This window comes from Afipia sp. GW822-FHT04G07, assembly GCF_058800765.1.
Genome location: NZ_JBXAMP010000001.1, coordinates 1,036,713 through 1,052,819, shown reverse-complemented (window position 1 = coordinate 1,052,819; position 16,107 = coordinate 1,036,713). Strand labels below are relative to the sequence as shown.

Sequence of the window (16,107 nt, the reverse complement as noted above, 5' to 3'; positions counted from 1 at the left end):
TTCTGGCGCCGGTCCTGCCTTCATATTAGGCACTAATGCGGAGGACGCAATCGATCCGTCCCGGGCAGACGCCGTTATCGCAGAGCACAAAATGCAGGGCTGCGCGCGGCTTTGGCCGCAGCGCGCGACGGCGTCGGCATCACGCTTTCATGTTGGACACCACCATGGTGGCGACATCGGTGTAGGTGTTCACGAGCGGCCCCACGACCTTATGCAGCGCGGTCTTCGAGACCAGCGTGTTGTGCATGACGAGATGATCGATGCCGGTGGTCAGGAAGCAGATCACGGCATCGCGCGGCGTCTCGATGATGGGTTCGCCTTTCACATTGAACGACGTGTTGATCAGCACGGGCACGCCGGTGAGAGCATCGAATTCCTTGAGCAGCCGGTACAACGTCGGATTGGTTTCTTCGCGGACTGTCTGAACCCGCGCCGTGCCGTCGACGTGGACGATGGCGGGAATCCTGTCGCGCCATTCCGGCCTGACGTTCTTGGCGATCAGCATGAAGGGCGAGTCTTCCTCGCCTTCGAAAATTTCCTTCGCGCGCTCGTAAAGCACGATCGGCGCGAACGGCCGGAACGGCTGACGATGTTTGACGCGGCTGTTGAGGATGTCCTTCATCTCGGGTTTGCGCGGATCGGCGATCAGGCTGCGATTGCCCAGCGCACGCGGTCCGAACTCGGATCTGTCCTGAAACCAGCCGATCACCTTTTGATCGGCGAGCAGTTTGGCCGTGTCCTTCGCGATGTTGTCACTTTGCGTCTGCGTGGTCTGGATGCGGACGAGAAACTTGCTGGTTGCGGCGCTCACTTCCGCATCGGTGTAGGGCCTGCCGACGTAGGAATGTTTCATCACGAAGGTGCGGGGCTTTTTCAAGATCTCGTGCCAGCCGTAATAGGCGCAGCCGATGGCGATGCCGTCGTCGCCGGCGGCCGGTTGAATCCAGACATTCGGGAATCCCGACTCGCGCGCGATGCGTCCGTTGGCCACGCAGTTCAGTGCGACGCCGCCGGCAATACAGAGATTTGTCGCGCCGGTGGTTTCACGCAGCCATGCGGCGCGGCCGAGCAGCACCTTCTCGGTATCGTCCTGAACGCGCCAGGCCAGATCCTCCCAGTGCTTCATCGACGGGCTGCTTTCCCATTTCTGGTCGCTGTCCATCACGAACGGCTTGTTGAGGTCGGCGCTCCAACGCGGAACGTCGAGCTTCCCGTCCTTGAGCTGCATCAGCGGCTTGACGTTTTCGCGGCGTCCGTAGGGGGCGAGCCCCATCAACTCGCCGCACTTGTTCCAGTCGCCGAAGATGTAGGTCGATGCGCGGCTGTAGAGCGCGCCCAGACCGGGCATGTTGTAGAATTCGTCGCTGAGAAAGCCGCGGTCCGGCTCCATCCAGACTTTCTTGAGACACTCGAGCTTCGTGCCGTTGAATTTGTAATAGCTCTCGGACTCGCGGGCCAGCGGCGTGGCCGTGTCGGTCTCGGGAAACGGTTCGTTGACGTCGGAGCGATAGCTGCCGACGCCGTCGACGATCATGATGACGCCGTCGTCGTAAGGGGAGACCGCGAAGGCGCTGTAGGCGTGGGCGAGGTGATGCGAGATCGACACCACCTTGTCGGAGTTTGAGCGGAACCAGGGGTGCTTCTTGGCGTCGGCGCGTTCATATTCCGGCAGGAAGCCCGGCAGATCCTGATAGATCAGCCGCTCCTCCATTTCGGGAACGGGCAGGATGTAACAATTGCGGACAACCAGATCGATGTCGTCCAGCGAAATGCCTTCGGCGTTGAGGCAGTAGTCGATGACGTCCTTGTAGAAGCCGCTGGCGTGCTTATCGCGGGTGATGCGTTCCTTGGCGATCGCAAAGGCAATCTCGCCGTCCCGTAAAAGACAAGCACTGACATCATGGTCGTAAGTATTGAGGCCGAGAACATAGGTATGTTTTTTAGGCATGGACCAACTTTCGGGAGCGACCTGGCTACAAATTAGTGATGGCAATTGCCTGAAGGGTTCATGAACATCTCGCAATTGCGAAGGTATCCATGGTTCATCCGGTATTCATTATTCGATCAGCATAGTGCGCGGCCGGATGAAGACAATGTTTGGCGTTTTCGGGAACTTAAAGCGCAAGACATTGTTGTGTCGGATCGTGCCGTTGCTTGACCGGCGAGGGGACTTGCCCCTAGTCTTGCTCCGGATGAATCGTGCGATGCTCCGCTATTTGGATCATCGAATTTGAGAACTTGCCTGAACGGGACGCAGGCCTGAAGCGACAAATGCGAAGAAGTGTCTAAGGCGCTTCTCGGAAATTGGAGGTTCCTCATATGGCCCAGAACACGACACGTTCGAACTTTTTCAAGCGCAGTCTTGCGGCGCTGGCTTTGGTGCTCGTCTATTCGGTCAGTATGATCGGCTCGACATTGCTGGTTTCGGCGGCGACGTCGACGACGGCAGAAGCGCGCGGCAGAGGCCGTGGCGGCGGACGTGGGCGAGGTGGCGGTTGGGGCCGCGGTCGCGGACGCGGGTATGGCCGCGGCCGAGGTTACGGCTTTGGCTTCGTCGCTCCTGCGGTGCGCGGCTGCTACTGGAGCCCGCGCTGGGGCCGGACGATCTGCCCATATTGATCGGCAGTTCAATCGCGGGCGTTTGCGCAACGCGAGGTGCCAGGAATTGCAAAGTGCGGCGGTTTTCCGCCGCACTTTCTTTTTGTCTTGAGACTATCAAGTGCCTTGAGATCATGAACGCGCGACGCGCCGGCGCGAGACGAGCCAGCGCGGAATGACGTCAGGACTTGCGAAGTCCCGACGCACGGACCGCGATCGGCGCGGCGGCGTTGGAGCCACCCACCAGGGCGTCCCGCGCAACGGAGACGATCCGCCGGATGATGTCGTCGGTATCGTTGAGATCGCACAGCCCGCCCGACAGTTTTTTCAGCCGCTCGCTGTCGGTGATGGTCTGCCGGATCATCGCCAGCGCGAAGTGCAGCCCCCAGTAGATGTCGGCCTCGTCGCGATGGGGCAGGGCCACGCGAAGCGCGGTTGCAAATCGCTGGAGATGCCGGAACTCGCGATCGACGATCTTCTTGATTGGCGGCACCGTCTCGACCGACGCCCGGGTCATGAACCGCGCGGCTGCAGAACGCTGCAAATCGGGACTGAGGCACCAGCGCAGCGGCGGGCCGACCAGTGCGCGCAGGATCGCCTCGACGCTGGGGCGGCCACCGCCGTCCAGCTCGGCAGCCTTTAATTCGGCGAAGCGCTCCCGGTTCAGCACCGTGGTGCGGCTGACGAACAGGTCCGCGAGCAGTTCGTCCTTGGACCCGAAATGATAGTTCACCGCCGCGAGATTGACGCCGGCCGCGGCGACGATGTCGCGCATGGTGACTTCGCCAAAGCTGCGGTCCGCCCAAAGCATCTCGGCGGCGGTGAGAATTGCGGTTTTCGTCTGATCGCTCGACATCGAAGCCATGCAAAAGTGAGAGGTGCCAGCGCGCATTCCACACTGCGGAATGAAATAAAACATTCGTTTGATTGTCGCTTGCCATTCAAACAAATGTATGAAATCAACCTATCAGCAAGATTGCGGCGCGGCAAGGCGGCACAACCGAAATGAGACAACGTCAATAGTGCTGACGTTCATGTCGGGTGGACAGCCGGTTGCGAGTGTTGCAAGACGACTTCCAATTAACAACAAGAGAGGACCTCCCATGGACTTCACGATGTCTGATCGCCAGAACGAATGGCGCAACCGCGTTATCGCGTTCATGGACAAGCACGTTCGCCCCGCGGCTCCGATCTACAAGGAGCAGGACGCCAAGGGTGACCGCTGGAAAGTGATTCCGGTCCTCGAAGACCTGAAGAAGAAGGCGAAGGCCGAAGGCCTCTGGAACATGTTCATGCCGCCAAACGAGCATGAAGACGATGAATTCCGCGGCGCAGGCCTGACCAACCTTGAGTATGCGCCGCTCGCGGAGCAGATGGGTCACTTCTACTGGGCCTCCGAAGTGTTCAACTGCTCGGCGCCAGATACCGGCAACATGGAAGTGTTCATGCGGTATGGCTCCAAGGAGCAGAAGCGCCAGTGGCTGAAGCCGCTGATGAACGGCGAAATCCGCTCTGCGTTCCTGATGACCGAGCCGGCGGTGGCGTCATCCGACGCGACCAACATCGAAACCAGCATCAAGCGCGACGGCGATCACTACGTCATCAACGGCCGCAAGTGGTGGTCATCCGGCGCAGGTGACCCGCGCTGCAAGATCACGATCCTGATGGGCAAGACCGATCCGGGCGCTGCGAAGCACCAGCAGCAGTCGCAGATCCTCGTTCCGCTCGACACGCCCGGCATCACGATCGAGAAGATGCTGCCGGTGTTCGGCTTCGACGACGCGCCCCACGGCCATGCGCAGATATTGCTCGAGAATGTGCGCGTGCCAGCCAGCAATATCCTGCTTGGCGAAGGCCGCGGCTTCGAAATCGCTCAGGGCCGCCTCGGTCCGGGCCGCATCCATCATTGCATGCGCACGATCGGCGCAGCCGAAGCTGCGCTCGAAAAAATGGTCAAGCGTCTGTCCTCGCGCACGGCGTTCGGCAAGAAGATCATCGAGCAGTCGGTGTGGGAACAGCGCATCGGCGAAGCGCGCACCAATATCGATATGACCCGTCTGCTCTGCCTCAAGGCGGCGGACATGATGGACAAGGTCGGCAACAAGGCCGCGCAACTCGAGATTGCGATGATCAAGGTCGCGGCGCCGAACATCGCGCTCAAGATCATCGACGATGCAATCCAGGCATTCGGCGCTGCGGGCGTATCCGACGAAGCTGGTCTCGCGAAGTCCTACGCTGGCATCCGCACGCTGCGTCTGGCGGACGGACCCGACGAGGTTCACAACCGGGCCATTGCGCGGCTTGAGCTTCGGAAGTATTCCAATCAATAACTGAAATAAAAAGATTGGGAGACGGTATGGGTCTCGGTGTGAGGAACGACGCTGATTTCTCCGGCACAATGCCGGTGGAGGAGCGCCATCGTGTGAATGAAGCGAATCTGGCCGACTGGATGGCCTCGCATGTCGAGGGTTATGCAGGGCCGCTCACGATCACGCAGTTCAAGGGCGGGCAGTCGAATCCGACCTACCGCCTCGACACACCGAAGACCTCTTACGTGATGCGGCGTAAGCCGTTCGGCAAACTTCTGCCGTCGGCTCACGCCGTGGATCGTGAGTTCAAGGTGATCGCGGCCCTGCATGCGCAGGGCTTCGAGGTCGCGCGCGCCTATGCTCTGTGCATGGACGATGCCGTGATCGGCGCGGCCTTCTACATCATGTCGATGGAAGAGGGGCGCGTGTTCTGGAATCCGACGTTGCCGGATCTTGCGCCTGCCGAACGGCGGGCGGTGTTCACGTCGAAGATCGAAACACTGGCGAAGCTGCACAGCTATGAGCCGGACAAGATCGGCCTCGGCGACTTCGGCAAGCCGGGCAATTATTTCGCGCGTCAGGTCGACCGCTGGAGCAAGCAGTACCGCGCCTCGGAAACCGATCCGATTCCGGAGATGGACAAGCTGATGGAATGGCTGCCGAAGACGGTGCCGGAGCAGAAGCGCGTCTCGGTGGTGCACGGCGATTATCGTCTCGACAACATGATCTTTCATTCGGACAAGCCGAAGGTGAAGGCCGTGCTCGACTGGGAGTTGTCGACGCTCGGCGATCCCATGGCGGATTTCGCCTACCTGCTGATGCAGTGGACCATGCCGGGACTGGAAGGCGCGGATTTCAAGGCGCTCAACATTCCGAACATGGAAGAGGCCGAGGCGATTTATTGCAAGGCGGCGGGCGTGCCGCCGATCGCCGACCTCAACTGGTATTTCTCCTACAACCTGTTCCGGCTCGCCGGCATCGTGCAAGGAATTGCCAAGCGTATCCAGGACGGCACCGCAGCCAACGCCAAGGCGGCTGAGTCCGCGTCGCGGCGCATCCCGCTGGCGCAGGCGTCATGGGCTTACGCGCAGAAGGCGGGCGCCAGCTAACGCAATCAAGACAGATACAGTGTGGCGCGGCATCGCGCGCATTTTCAATTCCTGAAACTCCGGAGAACGTCATGGGTCGCCTCGAGGGCAAGTCCGTCATCATCACCGGCGCAGGCAGCGGCATCGGCCGCGCGGCATCGCTGATGTTCACGAAGGAAGGCGCGAAGCTGATCGCGGTGGACAAGACCGAGGGCGTGAAGGAAACCGTCGAGCAGGTGCGCAAGGCCGGCGGCACCGCCGAGGCTGTCATCGCGGACGCGGGATCCGAGGCCGATGTGAAGGCCTACATCGCGAAGGCGATCTCAACTTACGGCAAGCTCGATGCGATCTGGGCCAACGCCGGAATCGGCGGCGGGCTGATCCCGCTTGCGGAGCAGACGCCGGAGCATTGGCAGGAAGTCCTGCGTGTCAACCTGATCGGGCCGTTCCTCGCGGTGAAGCATTCGATTCCGCACATGGTGAAGCAGGGGCACGGCGCGATTGTCTGCACGGCATCGGTAGCGGGCCTGAAGGCGAACGCCAGCGGTCATCCCTATGCCGCGAGCAAGGCGGGTGTCATCAGCCTTGTGCAGACCACGGCGTATTCTCTCTCGGGCACCAACGTCCGCATCAACGCGGTTTGCCCCGGACTGATCGAGACCGGTATGACCAAACCGATTTTCGACAACGCCAAGGAGCGCGGCACCGAAGGCAAGATCGGTCAGCTCAATCCGCTCAAGCGTCCGGGCCGGCCGCATGAACTCGCGGCGATGGGGCTGTTCCTCGCCAGCGACGAGGCATCCTATGTCAACGGTCAGGCGTTTCCGGTCGACGGCGGGCTCACCGCGTCGATGCCTTACGCCGGCAAGCCGATCTGATGTCGCAGTCTCCCGCCAAACCATTCGTCGCGCAGCACGCCGTTCCTGCGGGCGTCACGTCGACGCGCTGGTGGTGGGTGCGTCACGCGCCGGTGCGCGAGGACGGTGGCAATATCTATGGCCAGTCCGACATTGGCTGCGATTGCAGCGACAAGGTCGTGTTCGCGGGCGTTGCGAAATTCCTGCCGCGGAATGCCGTCTGGTTTTCCAGCAACCTGAAGCGCACGCATCAAACCGCCGCTGCGATCTGGGCGGCGGGGTTGGCAAAGCCCGATCAAATGCATCAGGACAAGGCCTTCGCCGAGCAGGATCTCGGCGAATGGCAGGGCATGAACCGTGCGGCGTTCTTCGCGGCGCGTCCGGCGTCGATAGCAAGTTACTGGTTCGCGCCCGCCGACGAACGCGCGCCGGGCGGTGAGAGCTTCAACGATCTGTCAGACCGGACGGTGGCCGGTATCGCGCGCATCAACGCCGCTCACGCGGGCAGGGACGTCATCTGCGTGTCGCATGGCGGCCCGATCAAGGCGGCCATCGCGCACGCGCTCGGGCTTGAAGCAGGCGCAGGCTTTGCCTTCACCATCGATAATTGTTCTGTGACGCGGCTGGATTATCTGTCGAGTGAGGGGCACAGCGGCTGGCGCGTGCCGATGATCAACCAGCAGCCGTGGATCGCAAGCCATGCCCACGACGCCATGCATCAGCCGGCCGGGCCGGAAGTCACCAACAAGCTCGGATAATCAATAACGGCGCCACGCCGGAACATCACAGGGGAGAGAAACGCATGACCTTGTTCGACATGACCGGAAAATCGGCAGTCATCACCGGATCGACCAAAGGCATCGGCCGCGCCATTGCGGAGCGCATGGTGGAGCACGGCGCGAAGGTCGTGATTTCGTCGCGCAAGCAGGATCAATGCGATCAGGTCGCTAAAGAGATCAACGACAAGTACGGAAAGGGCAAGGCGATCGCCGTTGCCGCGAATATTTCAAGCAAGGAGAATCTCCAGAACCTTGTCGATGAGAGCACCAGGGCCTACGGCAAGATCGACGTGCTGGTCTGCAACGCGGCGTCGAATCCGTATTACGGACCGCTTGCCGGTATCTCGGACGATCAGTTCAACAAGATTCTCAGCAACAACATCGTCGCCAACAACTGGATCATCAGCATGGTTGTACCGCAGATGATCGAACGCAAGGACGGCTCGATCATCATCGTGTCGTCGATCGGCGGCCTGAAGGGCTCGACCATTCTCGGCGCTTACGCGATCTCGAAGGCCGCCGACATGCAGCTCGCGCGCAATCTCGCGTGTGAGTACGGCCCGCACAATGTGCGCGTGAATTGCATCGCGCCGGGCCTGATCAAGACCGATTTCGCCAAGGCGCTGTGGGACAATCCCGATAATCTGAAGGCGTCCACCGCGCGCTCGCCGCTGCTGCGCATCGGCATTCCCGATGAAATCGCAGGCGCGGCGGTGTTCCTGGGTTCGGCCGCGGGCAACTTCATGACCGGCCAGTCGATGGTGATCGACGGCGGCGCAACGATTAGTTGAATCATTGGCGGTCACTTGTCCCGGACGCGGTGCAGCGCGCTTGCGCTGCTCCGCAGAGCCGGGACCGTACGAAAGATTGCTCTTGCAACGGCCCCGGATCAGCGTCGCAACGTTTCACGTTGCGCCGCGTCCGGGGCAAGAAGTTCACTCCACGGCCGCATAGACGAGGCTGCGCACCAGCGTGCGGAAGTATTCGCGCTGGCCCGGACCCTGCGACAGGAAGATCGCGAACAGGTCTTCCTTCGGATCGATCCAGAAGAACGTGCCCGCCACCCCGCTCCAGAAAAATTGCCCGACCGAGCCCGCATATGGGGCCAGACCTGCATCGGTTCGGACGGCGAAGCCGAGGCCGAACCCGTGACCGGGCGGAAGCAGGTGGGACTCCACCTTGACGCCTGAAGCGAGATGGTTGGACGCCATCAACGCGAGTGTCGTGCGTCCGATGATGCGATTGCCGTCGAGCGCGCCGCCGTTCAGCAGCATCTGGCAGAAGCGGGCGTAGTCCATCGCGGTCGACACCAGTCCGCCGCCGCCGGATTCCATCTTCGGAATTTCCAGCGGATCGAACAGTGCCACCTTGTCGCCGGTCCAGGGATCGGTGGGGAAAGGCTCTGCGATGCGCGGCTTGTTGCTTTCCGCGGTGTGAAAACCGGTCTCGTTCATCTGGAGCGGGCTAAGAATGCGCTCGCTGAGGAAGGCGCTGAGTGTCTTGCCGGAGACCACCTCGATGACGCGGCCCAGAATATCGGTCGAGCGGCTGTAGTTCCATTCCGCGCCCGGCTGGCACATCAACGGCATGCTGGCGATCAGTTTGGCGTGCTCTTCGCTGGTGATGTCGCGGCGGAAGGTCTTCGCCTTCGCATACATCCGTTGCACCATGCCGGCCCCGGTGATCTCGTAGGAGATGCCCGAAGTGTGGCGCAACAGATCCTGAATCGTGATCGGGCGGACCGGCAGTGCAAACTCGAGTTGGCCGTTGCGCTCGATACCGACCTTCTGACTGGCGAATTCCGGAATGTACTTCGCAAGCGGATCGTTCAGCAGCAGATAGCCGTCCTCGACCAGCATCATGATGCCGAGCGACACCAGCGGCTTGGTCATCGAGAAGATGCGGAAGATGCTGTTCGTCGCCATCGGCGCGCTGTCAGCGGGATTTTGCTTGCCCTGTGCTTCGAACCAGCCGATCTGTCCGCGCCGCGCGACCATCGACACCACGCCGGGCGTCGTGCCCTTGTCGATCTCGCGCTGGTAAGCGTCGCGCATCCGCTGCAGGCGAAGCGGGGAAAGCCCGATGCTGTCCGGCTTTGCGGAAGGAAGGGCGGGCGTTGCTTTGGCGGCGGTCGGCGATGCGTGGACGTTCATGGGGTCTCCGGCGTTTCTTGGTGTTCGCCGGCAGGCGCAAGCCTTACTTACCCAGCGGTATGCCGAGATTGGTCCAGAACATCGCAATTGGCCAGTGGCGATAGGGCAACATCGAGAGCGGGAGGGCTGCGCCTAGCCGCAGACTTCGGCGTTGTACATCATCCCTTGATAGCCGGGCCTTCGCTCGATCCGGCAGCCCTTTGCGACTGTCCGGCATCCGCCTTGGCCGCAGATGTATTGACCTCCGCCCGATGACTTCGGCTGTTCTGCGGGTCTGTCAGCCGTTCCTTTTCCGGAATCGCGCTTGGCGACCGGCTTCTTCACCTCTATGCGCTCGCAGGTATTGTCGTCGCCGACCTCGAAGCCCGCCTTGCAGGTGATCTTGACGCAGCGCTCGCCGTCGGCCTTGAAGCCGTGGTCGCAGATTAGCGGGCAGATGCGCGCCGTTTTGCTTTTCACGACATCCAGCGCGTCGAGGCTCGCCACCTTGACGTCTAGCTTGGTGCCGGCGCTCTGGTTGAATAGCGCCATCGATTTCTGCGCGGCCGCATTCCAGTTGCCGTCGACGGCGCCGGTGTTGCAGCCGACGCGGCGCAGCTCGGTTTGCAGCAGGCGAGGGACGTCGGCCACCGCGACAGCAGTTGGAGGTTCAGCTTTGGGCGCGGTTTGGGTTGCCTGATCGGGCGGCGTTAGGGTTGCGACCACCGTTCTTTGCTCCGCAGCCTTTGTCTCAGCAGCCTTTGCCTCCGCTGTCTTTGTCTTCTCGGCGGCAATGCGGGCGTCCTCGGCGGCTTTGGCCTGCGCCGCGGCTTTCACCTTCTCGGCTTCAACGACCTTCGTGTCTTCGAGAGCCTTCTTTTTCTCGGCGGCAACGCGTGCCTCTTCGGCAGCCTTGGCTTGCGCCGCGGCCTTGGCCTGCTCGGCGGCCTTCGCGCCTTCGATGGCGAGGCGCGTCTGTTCGTCCTGCGCCACCCGGGCCTTTTCAGTGGCCTTAAGACGGGCTTCCTCGGCGGCGAGCTTATTGCGCTGGGCCTGCGCCAGCTTGGCATAGAAGCCGTCGGGATAAGTGGCGATGAAGTAGTCCCAGGCTTCATGGGTTCCCACCTGAAGCGCCAACTCGTAATCGCGGCGGATCGCGGAGGTCGCGTCGGTCGGCGCCGCAGGGGCAACAGTCGCGGCCGCCGGAGTGGCGACAACCGGCACGAGGGCGACATCGTTGCCGCCGAGCGAACCGTAGACGAAAGGCTCCTGTTTGTTGGCGGTCGCTTTCAGCACGTCGTCGCGGACGTAGCCGAACGCCTTGCGCAGATCGAGGCCCGGTTTTGGCAGATGCTTGATCAGCGCGGACGTAAACGGGCTGTTCCTGCTTTCGCCGTCGGACGCGGTCGATCCGGCTTTCGCCGCAAAGGCGATCAGGGTGTTGGGGCTGGACGGTTCAACCTTGGCAAGACCACGGCTCACCGCGCGCGATCCGATGGTCCGCTTCATCGACTTGTTGAAGGGATTGTCGCGGCAGGCATCGAGAATGGCGAGCCGCAATTGCTTGGCGGGCTCCATGACCGTCAGGATGCGGTCGAGCGAGATAGCTTCATCATAAGCGTCGATGTCGCGCTCAAGGCTTGCATCAACCGGGATCAGGTAATTGGTGCCGTCGATCTCGATGCCGTGACCGGCGTAATAGACCACCGCGACGTCGGCATCGCGTGCCTTGTCGGAAAAATCCCGCAGCGCGCGGCGCATCTCGTTGGCCTTGAGGTCGCGCCGTGAATCGATCACGTCGAAGCCCGCGCTTTTTAGCGTAGCCGTCATGGCGGCGGCATCGTTCGCGGGATTCGTCAGCGGGGTGACGCCCTGATAGGCGGAGTTTCCGATGACCAACGCGACGCGTTTTTCAGCGAGGGCGTCAATGCAGCTCCCGGCCAACAACACTGTTGCCAGAAAAATGGATCGGAAGCGCAAATGGACCTCGTGAAAATTGCTCAAAGTGTGCTCCGCCGTCTAACTCACGTTACAAAGGTCCGTGGTGCTCGTTTTACTTTGGTCTATCCTGACATCTGACATGGTCAATTGCAGACCTCGTGCTGCGTCGTTCCCACATTTCTAGCCGATGAAACAGTCTGCAGCTTGCAGCCCTTTCGCACCGGCCTACAGCCGCCGTTATCGCATAAAATTTGCCCAGATGACTCTGCCGCTTTCGGCCTGGCAGTCTCTTCCCGCGCTATTGGCTTTGCAGGCTTCTTCACCTCGATGCGTTCGCAGGTGTTGTCGTCCCCGACCTCGAAGCCCGCCTTGCAGGTGATCTTGGCGCAGCGTTCGCCGTCGGCCTTGAAGCCGTGATCGCAGATCAGCGGGCAGATGCGCGCTGTCTTGCTTTTCACGACATCCAGCGCGTCGAGGCTCGCAACCTTGACTTCGATTTTGGTGCCGGCGCTTTTGTTGAACAGCGCCATCGATTTCTGGGCAGCCGCGTTCCAGTTGCCGTCGACCGCACCGGTGTTGCAGCCGACGCGGCGCAGTTCGGTTTGCAGCAGGCGAGGGATGTCGGCGGCCGCGACGGCGGTTGCCGGTTCTGTCTTGGGCGCGGCTTGAGTTGCCTGATCCGGCGGCGTCAGGGCTGCGATCTTGGCTTTTTGCTCCGCGGCCTTTGCGTCCGCCTTCTCGGTGGCGATGCGGGCGTCCTCGGCGGCCTTGGCCTGCGCCGCGGCTTTCACCTTCTCGGCTTCAACGACCTTCGTGTCTTCGAGAGCCTTCTTTTTCTCTGCGGCAACGCGCGCCTCCTCGGCGGCCCTGGCTTGCGCCGCAGCCTTGGCCTGCTCGGCGGCCTTGGCACCCTCGATGGCGAGGCGCGTCTGCTCGTCCTGCGCCACCCGGGCTTTTTCAGTGGCCTTGAGACGGGCTTCCTCGGCGGTCAGCTTGTTGCGCTGGGCCTGCGCCAGCTTGGCGTAGAAACCGTCGGGATAGGTGGCGATGAAGAAGTCCCATGCCTCGCGCGTGCCGACCCGTTCGGCGAGTTCGTAATCGCGCCGGATCGCGGAATTCGAATCGGTGCTGGCGGCAGGCGCCGTGGCCGTCGCAGGTGCTGCCACGGCCGGCACCAGCGCGACATCGTTGCCGCCGAGCGATCCGTAGACGAAAGGTTCCTGCTTGTTGTTGGTGACTTTCAGAACATCGTCGCGGACGTATCCGAACGCCTTGCGCAGATCGAGGCCGGGGGTCGCGAGATGTTTCACCAGCGCGATGGCGAACGGGCTGTTCTTGCTCTCGCCGTCGGAGGCGGTGAAGCCGGCCTTCGCGGCGAAGGCGATCATGGTGTTCGGGCTTGAAGGCTCGACCTTGGCGAGCCCGCGTCCGATGGCGCGCGCGCCGACGGTGCGTTTCATCGTCTTTGAAAACGGATTGTCGCGGCAGGCATCGAGGATGACGAGGCGCAACTGCTTGGCCGGCTCGACGGCGACCAGAATGCGGTCGAGCGCGAATGTCTCGTCATAGACGTCGGTGTCGCGATCCAGCTGGGCATCGATGGGGATCAGGTAATTATTGCCATCGACCTCGATGCCGTGACCCGCGTAATAGACCACCGCGATGTCGGCATCGCGCGCCTTGTCGGCAAAATCCCGCAGCGCGCGACGCATGGCGATCGCGGACAGATCGTTGCGGGATTCAACGACATCGAATTTGGCATTCTTGAACGTCGCTGCCATGGCCGCGGCATCGTTGGCGGGGTTCGCGAGCCGCGCGACGTTCTGATAGTCCGAATTGCCGATGACCAGTGCAACGCGCTTTTCCGCCAGCCCGACAGTCGAACTGAACACCAAAGCGATTGTCCCTAACAGGACTGAATGGATGAAGCGCAAGGCTAGTCACCCCGAGTAGCTAAAAAACAAATAAGTCCAGCAATTGGCTATATTTACCAAAAAAGCCGCCACTTCTCAACATGTCTTCAGTCGTTGGCCGGGTTTTCTTGCTCAAAACCATACGTTTTAGGCGCGCCTGACCTGGCCCGGGTTCAATCCCGCGGCTCGTTTTTTGGCGCCACCAGGCTGATATGGCAGACAACGCCCGACGGCGGATAACGGAAACTGCTGTCGCCGCCCAACTGCCGGCTGAGATTGGCGATCAGCCGCGTGCCGAAGCCTTCTTCCTCAGGCGGGTGGACGACCGGCCCGCCGCTCTCGCTCCATATCAGACTGATGGCCGTGCCTTGCGGCTCGTCGCGCGTCATCCAGCCGATGGTAACGCGGCCGGTCTCGTTCGACAGAGCGCCGTACTTGAGCGCGTTGGTGCAGAGTTCGTGCATGATCATCGCCATCGGCACGGCCGTTGTCGGGGGCAAGTCCACCGGCGGCCCCGAAATCACGACACGATGCCCCCGTTCCTCCTGCAACGGAGCCATCGCGGCTTCGGCCACCTCGGACAGATCGGCGTGCTGCCAGTTCTTCCGGGTCAGCAGATCGTGGCCGCGCACCAGCGCCTGTAGGCGATCATGGAATTGGCGCAGTGCTTCCGGTCCCTGACTGTGACGAAAGCTCAAGGATGCAATGGACTGCACGGTGGCGAGTGTATTCTTGACGCGATGCGCGAGTTCGTGAACCAGAATCTCGCGGCGTTCCTCCGCGGTGGCGCGTTGTTCCTCGCGCATCGCGTTCTCGTCCATCAGCCGGTCGAAGGTCTGTCCGAGAATTCCGATCTCGTCGCTGCGGCCGACGATGCCGGTTCGCGCCGCGTCATGGCCGCGCCGCCACGCTTCCGCGGTCGCCACCATGCGCATCAGCGGCCTGCGGATGATGCCTTCGCCGACGAGCCATGCCAGCAGGAATGCGACCGCGGTTCCCAGCGCGAACAGCGCGAAGCTGTTACGCACGGCGCGGTCGATCGGCCCGAAGGCTTCCTCGCGCGAGATGCCGCTGCTGACATACAGGCCGAATGGTGTGAGGGCAGCCGGCACATAGCCGACAATGCGGGAGATGCCGTCGAGACCGACAATGTCTTCAGCGCTCGCCACGGAGTTGTCGATCCGGCCGAGGCTGTCGCTGAGCTTTGCGCCGATATATTTTTCGCCGAACGGTTCGCGGGAGACCACAATGCCGTTGCGGTCTGCAATCACGATCGTTCCGCCTTGCGGCACGCCGCGCTGCTTCAACCGCCGGCCGAGCCACTCAAGATCGAGACCGGCGGCTACGGCGCCCTCGACCTTGCCGTCGCGGATGATCGGCATCGCCATCGGAATGACGTTCCGGTCCGACACCTTGCTGGCGATGAATGTTCCGATCGCGAACTTCTTCTGATCGATGGCCTGACGAAAGTAATCGCGGTTTGCGAGATTTGGCGAAGCCAGACTCGGTTCGCTGAAGCAGCGGATGTTGCCGTCCAGTCCAACGATCAGAATGGATGTCAGCGGCTCGACGTTGGGGCGGACCCGGACGATATAGTCGGTGCAGGCGGTGCTATTGAGCCGGCTGACCTCGTCCGCCTCTGCGACGGCGTGCATCGCGCTCTGGATGCCGCCGAAAATCTGCTCGATCTCGGACACGACGACCTGCGCGTTACGCAATGCATCGGCGCGTACTTCGGCGTAGCGCGCATTCCGGAGGTCGAAAGCGCCATAGCTGACTGCCGCGAGGCCGGGCAGGGACACAACGAGGGTAAGCGCCAGCAGTCGGTGGGTAAGCGACATGCTGCCTATTGCATTGCGAAGCGGCAAACCGATTCTTTCCCCACCCGTTTGAGCTTTGTCGCAGCCTACGCGGCGCGCCGGATGGCGGCAATCGCTGGAGACGGGGTTCCTTGAGAGGAAATTTCTGAGGGAAATCGCCCCTAAAATCGCCAAGACAGGGCGTGACGGAGCGAAAATGGTTCGCTATAGAGGCGGCCTGTAGGAGCGTAGCTCAGTTGGTAGAGCATCGGTCTCCAAAACCGAGGGTCGCAGGTTCGAGCCCTGCCGCTCCTGCCAGTAAAAAATTCACTTACTGGCAGAACGTCTTCTTCTCCCAACCATTTTTGACAGCTGCAAAGCGGTGTTCGCGCGCGACCCTGTGGGTCCGGATCAGTAGCCGCGGCGTCTGGCCGGCTGCGATTGCTGATCGGGCCGCGTGAACTGAAGCCGCCAGTTGGTCGAGCAGGTTCCATTCGAACCCCGCGCCGTCATCTGGCATTGTTCCATCGTCGAGAAATCGCAACGCTCGATGTAAGCGCCCCAGCCTTCGGTCGCCGTCACGCAGTAAGGATACTCCACCGCTTCGGCGCGCGCGCCGAACAGCGTCGCTGTCGCAAGCACGGCCAGTGCAATCATGGATTTTCGCATATGATTCCTCCCGGATCGTTGG

Annotated in this window: 13 protein-coding genes and 1 tRNA gene; 7 read left to right on the top strand and 7 right to left on the bottom strand. The window is 61.8% G+C overall.

What is annotated here, in order from left to right:
- Positions 1–139: 139 nt before the first annotated feature.
- Positions 140–1,948, bottom strand: a complete 1,809-nt coding sequence (locus AC1RKJ_RS05225) for a carbamoyltransferase family protein (protein ID WP_492790018.1) — start codon at positions 1,946–1,948, stop codon at positions 140–142.
- Between the two features lie 371 nt (positions 1,949–2,319).
- On the opposite strand from AC1RKJ_RS05225, the gene AC1RKJ_RS05220 reads away from it, so the two are divergent.
- Entirely contained in the window at positions 2,320–2,619 is a 300-nt protein-coding gene (locus AC1RKJ_RS05220; protein WP_492790017.1) for a hypothetical protein, read from the top strand.
- 160 nt (positions 2,620–2,779) lie between these two features.
- Here AC1RKJ_RS05220 and AC1RKJ_RS05215 read toward each other — a convergent pair whose 3' ends face one another.
- Complete coding sequence (locus AC1RKJ_RS05215) at positions 2,780–3,454, bottom strand: TetR/AcrR family transcriptional regulator (RefSeq protein ID WP_492790016.1); 675 nt, start codon at positions 3,452–3,454, stop codon at positions 2,780–2,782.
- 247 nt (positions 3,455–3,701) lie between these two features.
- Here AC1RKJ_RS05215 and AC1RKJ_RS05210 point away from each other — a divergent pair, with 247 nt between their 5' ends.
- From AC1RKJ_RS05210 to AC1RKJ_RS05190, 5 genes are all read left to right on the top strand, one after another.
- Positions 3,702–4,928 (top strand): acyl-CoA dehydrogenase family protein, encoded by a 1,227-nt coding sequence (locus AC1RKJ_RS05210; protein ID WP_492790015.1) that lies wholly within the window; start codon positions 3,702–3,704, stop codon positions 4,926–4,928.
- A 26-nt stretch (positions 4,929–4,954) separates the two neighbouring features.
- Positions 4,955–6,016, top strand: coding sequence for a phosphotransferase family protein (locus AC1RKJ_RS05205; RefSeq protein ID WP_492790014.1), 1,062 nt, complete (start codon positions 4,955–4,957; stop codon positions 6,014–6,016).
- A 71-nt stretch (positions 6,017–6,087) separates the two neighbouring features.
- Entirely contained in the window at positions 6,088–6,873 is a 786-nt protein-coding gene (locus AC1RKJ_RS05200; RefSeq protein ID WP_492790013.1) for an SDR family NAD(P)-dependent oxidoreductase, read from the top strand.
- Positions 6,873–7,610, top strand: coding sequence for a histidine phosphatase family protein (locus tag AC1RKJ_RS05195; RefSeq protein ID WP_492790012.1), 738 nt, complete (start codon positions 6,873–6,875; stop codon positions 7,608–7,610). The genes AC1RKJ_RS05200 and AC1RKJ_RS05195 overlap by 1 nt, the downstream gene beginning before the upstream one ends.
- Before the next feature lie 44 nt (positions 7,611–7,654).
- The gene (locus tag AC1RKJ_RS05190) at positions 7,655–8,422 is read left to right on the top strand and encodes an SDR family NAD(P)-dependent oxidoreductase (protein WP_492790011.1); all 768 of its coding nucleotides are present in this window, start codon (positions 7,655–7,657) and stop codon (positions 8,420–8,422) included.
- A gap of 144 nt (positions 8,423–8,566) precedes the next feature.
- Here the strand turns inward: AC1RKJ_RS05190 and AC1RKJ_RS05185 are convergent, their stop codons facing one another.
- The 4 genes from AC1RKJ_RS05185 to AC1RKJ_RS05170 all read right to left on the bottom strand — a co-directional run bounded on the left by AC1RKJ_RS05185 (position 8,567) and on the right by AC1RKJ_RS05170 (position 15,458).
- Entirely contained in the window at positions 8,567–9,784 is a 1,218-nt protein-coding gene (locus AC1RKJ_RS05185; RefSeq protein ID WP_492790010.1) for a serine hydrolase domain-containing protein, read from the bottom strand.
- A gap of 132 nt (positions 9,785–9,916) precedes the next feature.
- Positions 9,917–11,767: a caspase family protein gene (locus AC1RKJ_RS05180; protein ID WP_492790009.1), complete on the bottom strand. Its 1,851-nt coding sequence runs from the start codon at positions 11,765–11,767 to the stop codon at positions 9,917–9,919.
- An 80-nt stretch (positions 11,768–11,847) separates the two neighbouring features.
- The gene (locus tag AC1RKJ_RS05175) at positions 11,848–13,596 is read right to left on the bottom strand and encodes a caspase family protein (protein WP_492790008.1); all 1,749 of its coding nucleotides are present in this window, start codon (positions 13,594–13,596) and stop codon (positions 11,848–11,850) included.
- A 194-nt stretch (positions 13,597–13,790) separates the two neighbouring features.
- Positions 13,791–15,458 carry a sensor histidine kinase gene (locus tag AC1RKJ_RS05170; RefSeq protein WP_492790007.1) on the bottom strand — a complete coding sequence of 556 codons (1,668 nt, stop codon included), beginning with the start codon at positions 15,456–15,458 and terminating at the stop codon, positions 13,791–13,793.
- A 200-nt stretch (positions 15,459–15,658) separates the two neighbouring features.
- Here AC1RKJ_RS05170 and AC1RKJ_RS05165 point away from each other — a divergent pair.
- Positions 15,659–15,734, top strand: a tRNA-Trp gene (locus AC1RKJ_RS05165).
- Positions 15,735–15,827: 93 nt separating this feature from the next.
- Here AC1RKJ_RS05165 and AC1RKJ_RS05160 read toward each other — a convergent pair.
- Positions 15,828–16,085 carry a DUF3551 domain-containing protein gene (locus tag AC1RKJ_RS05160; RefSeq protein WP_492790006.1) on the bottom strand — a complete coding sequence of 86 codons (258 nt, stop codon included), beginning with the start codon at positions 16,083–16,085 and terminating at the stop codon, positions 15,828–15,830.
- Positions 16,086–16,107: the final 22 nt, after the last annotated feature.

Bases quoted from the DNA above. Each gene is read 5' to 3' on its own strand.
- AC1RKJ_RS05225 (WP_492790018.1), bottom strand. From the start codon at position 1,948: ATGCCTAAAAAACATACCTATGTTCTCGGCCTCAATACTTACGACCAT.
- AC1RKJ_RS05220 (WP_492790017.1), top strand. From the start codon at position 2,320: ATGGCCCAGAACACGACACGTTCGAACTTTTTCAAGCGCAGTCTTGCG.
- AC1RKJ_RS05215 (WP_492790016.1), bottom strand. From the start codon at position 3,454: ATGTCGAGCGATCAGACGAAAACCGCAATTCTCACCGCCGCCGAGATG.
- AC1RKJ_RS05210 (WP_492790015.1), top strand. From the start codon at position 3,702: ATGGACTTCACGATGTCTGATCGCCAGAACGAATGGCGCAACCGCGTT.
- AC1RKJ_RS05205 (WP_492790014.1), top strand. From the start codon at position 4,955: ATGGGTCTCGGTGTGAGGAACGACGCTGATTTCTCCGGCACAATGCCG.
- AC1RKJ_RS05200 (WP_492790013.1), top strand. From the start codon at position 6,088: ATGGGTCGCCTCGAGGGCAAGTCCGTCATCATCACCGGCGCAGGCAGC.
- AC1RKJ_RS05195 (WP_492790012.1), top strand. From the start codon at position 6,873: ATGTCGCAGTCTCCCGCCAAACCATTCGTCGCGCAGCACGCCGTTCCT.
- AC1RKJ_RS05190 (WP_492790011.1), top strand. From the start codon at position 7,655: ATGACCTTGTTCGACATGACCGGAAAATCGGCAGTCATCACCGGATCG.
- AC1RKJ_RS05185 (WP_492790010.1), bottom strand. From the start codon at position 9,784: ATGAACGTCCACGCATCGCCGACCGCCGCCAAAGCAACGCCCGCCCTT.
- AC1RKJ_RS05170 (WP_492790007.1), bottom strand. From the start codon at position 15,458: ATGTCGCTTACCCACCGACTGCTGGCGCTTACCCTCGTTGTGTCCCTG.
- AC1RKJ_RS05160 (WP_492790006.1), bottom strand. From the start codon at position 16,085: ATGCGAAAATCCATGATTGCACTGGCCGTGCTTGCGACAGCGACGCTG.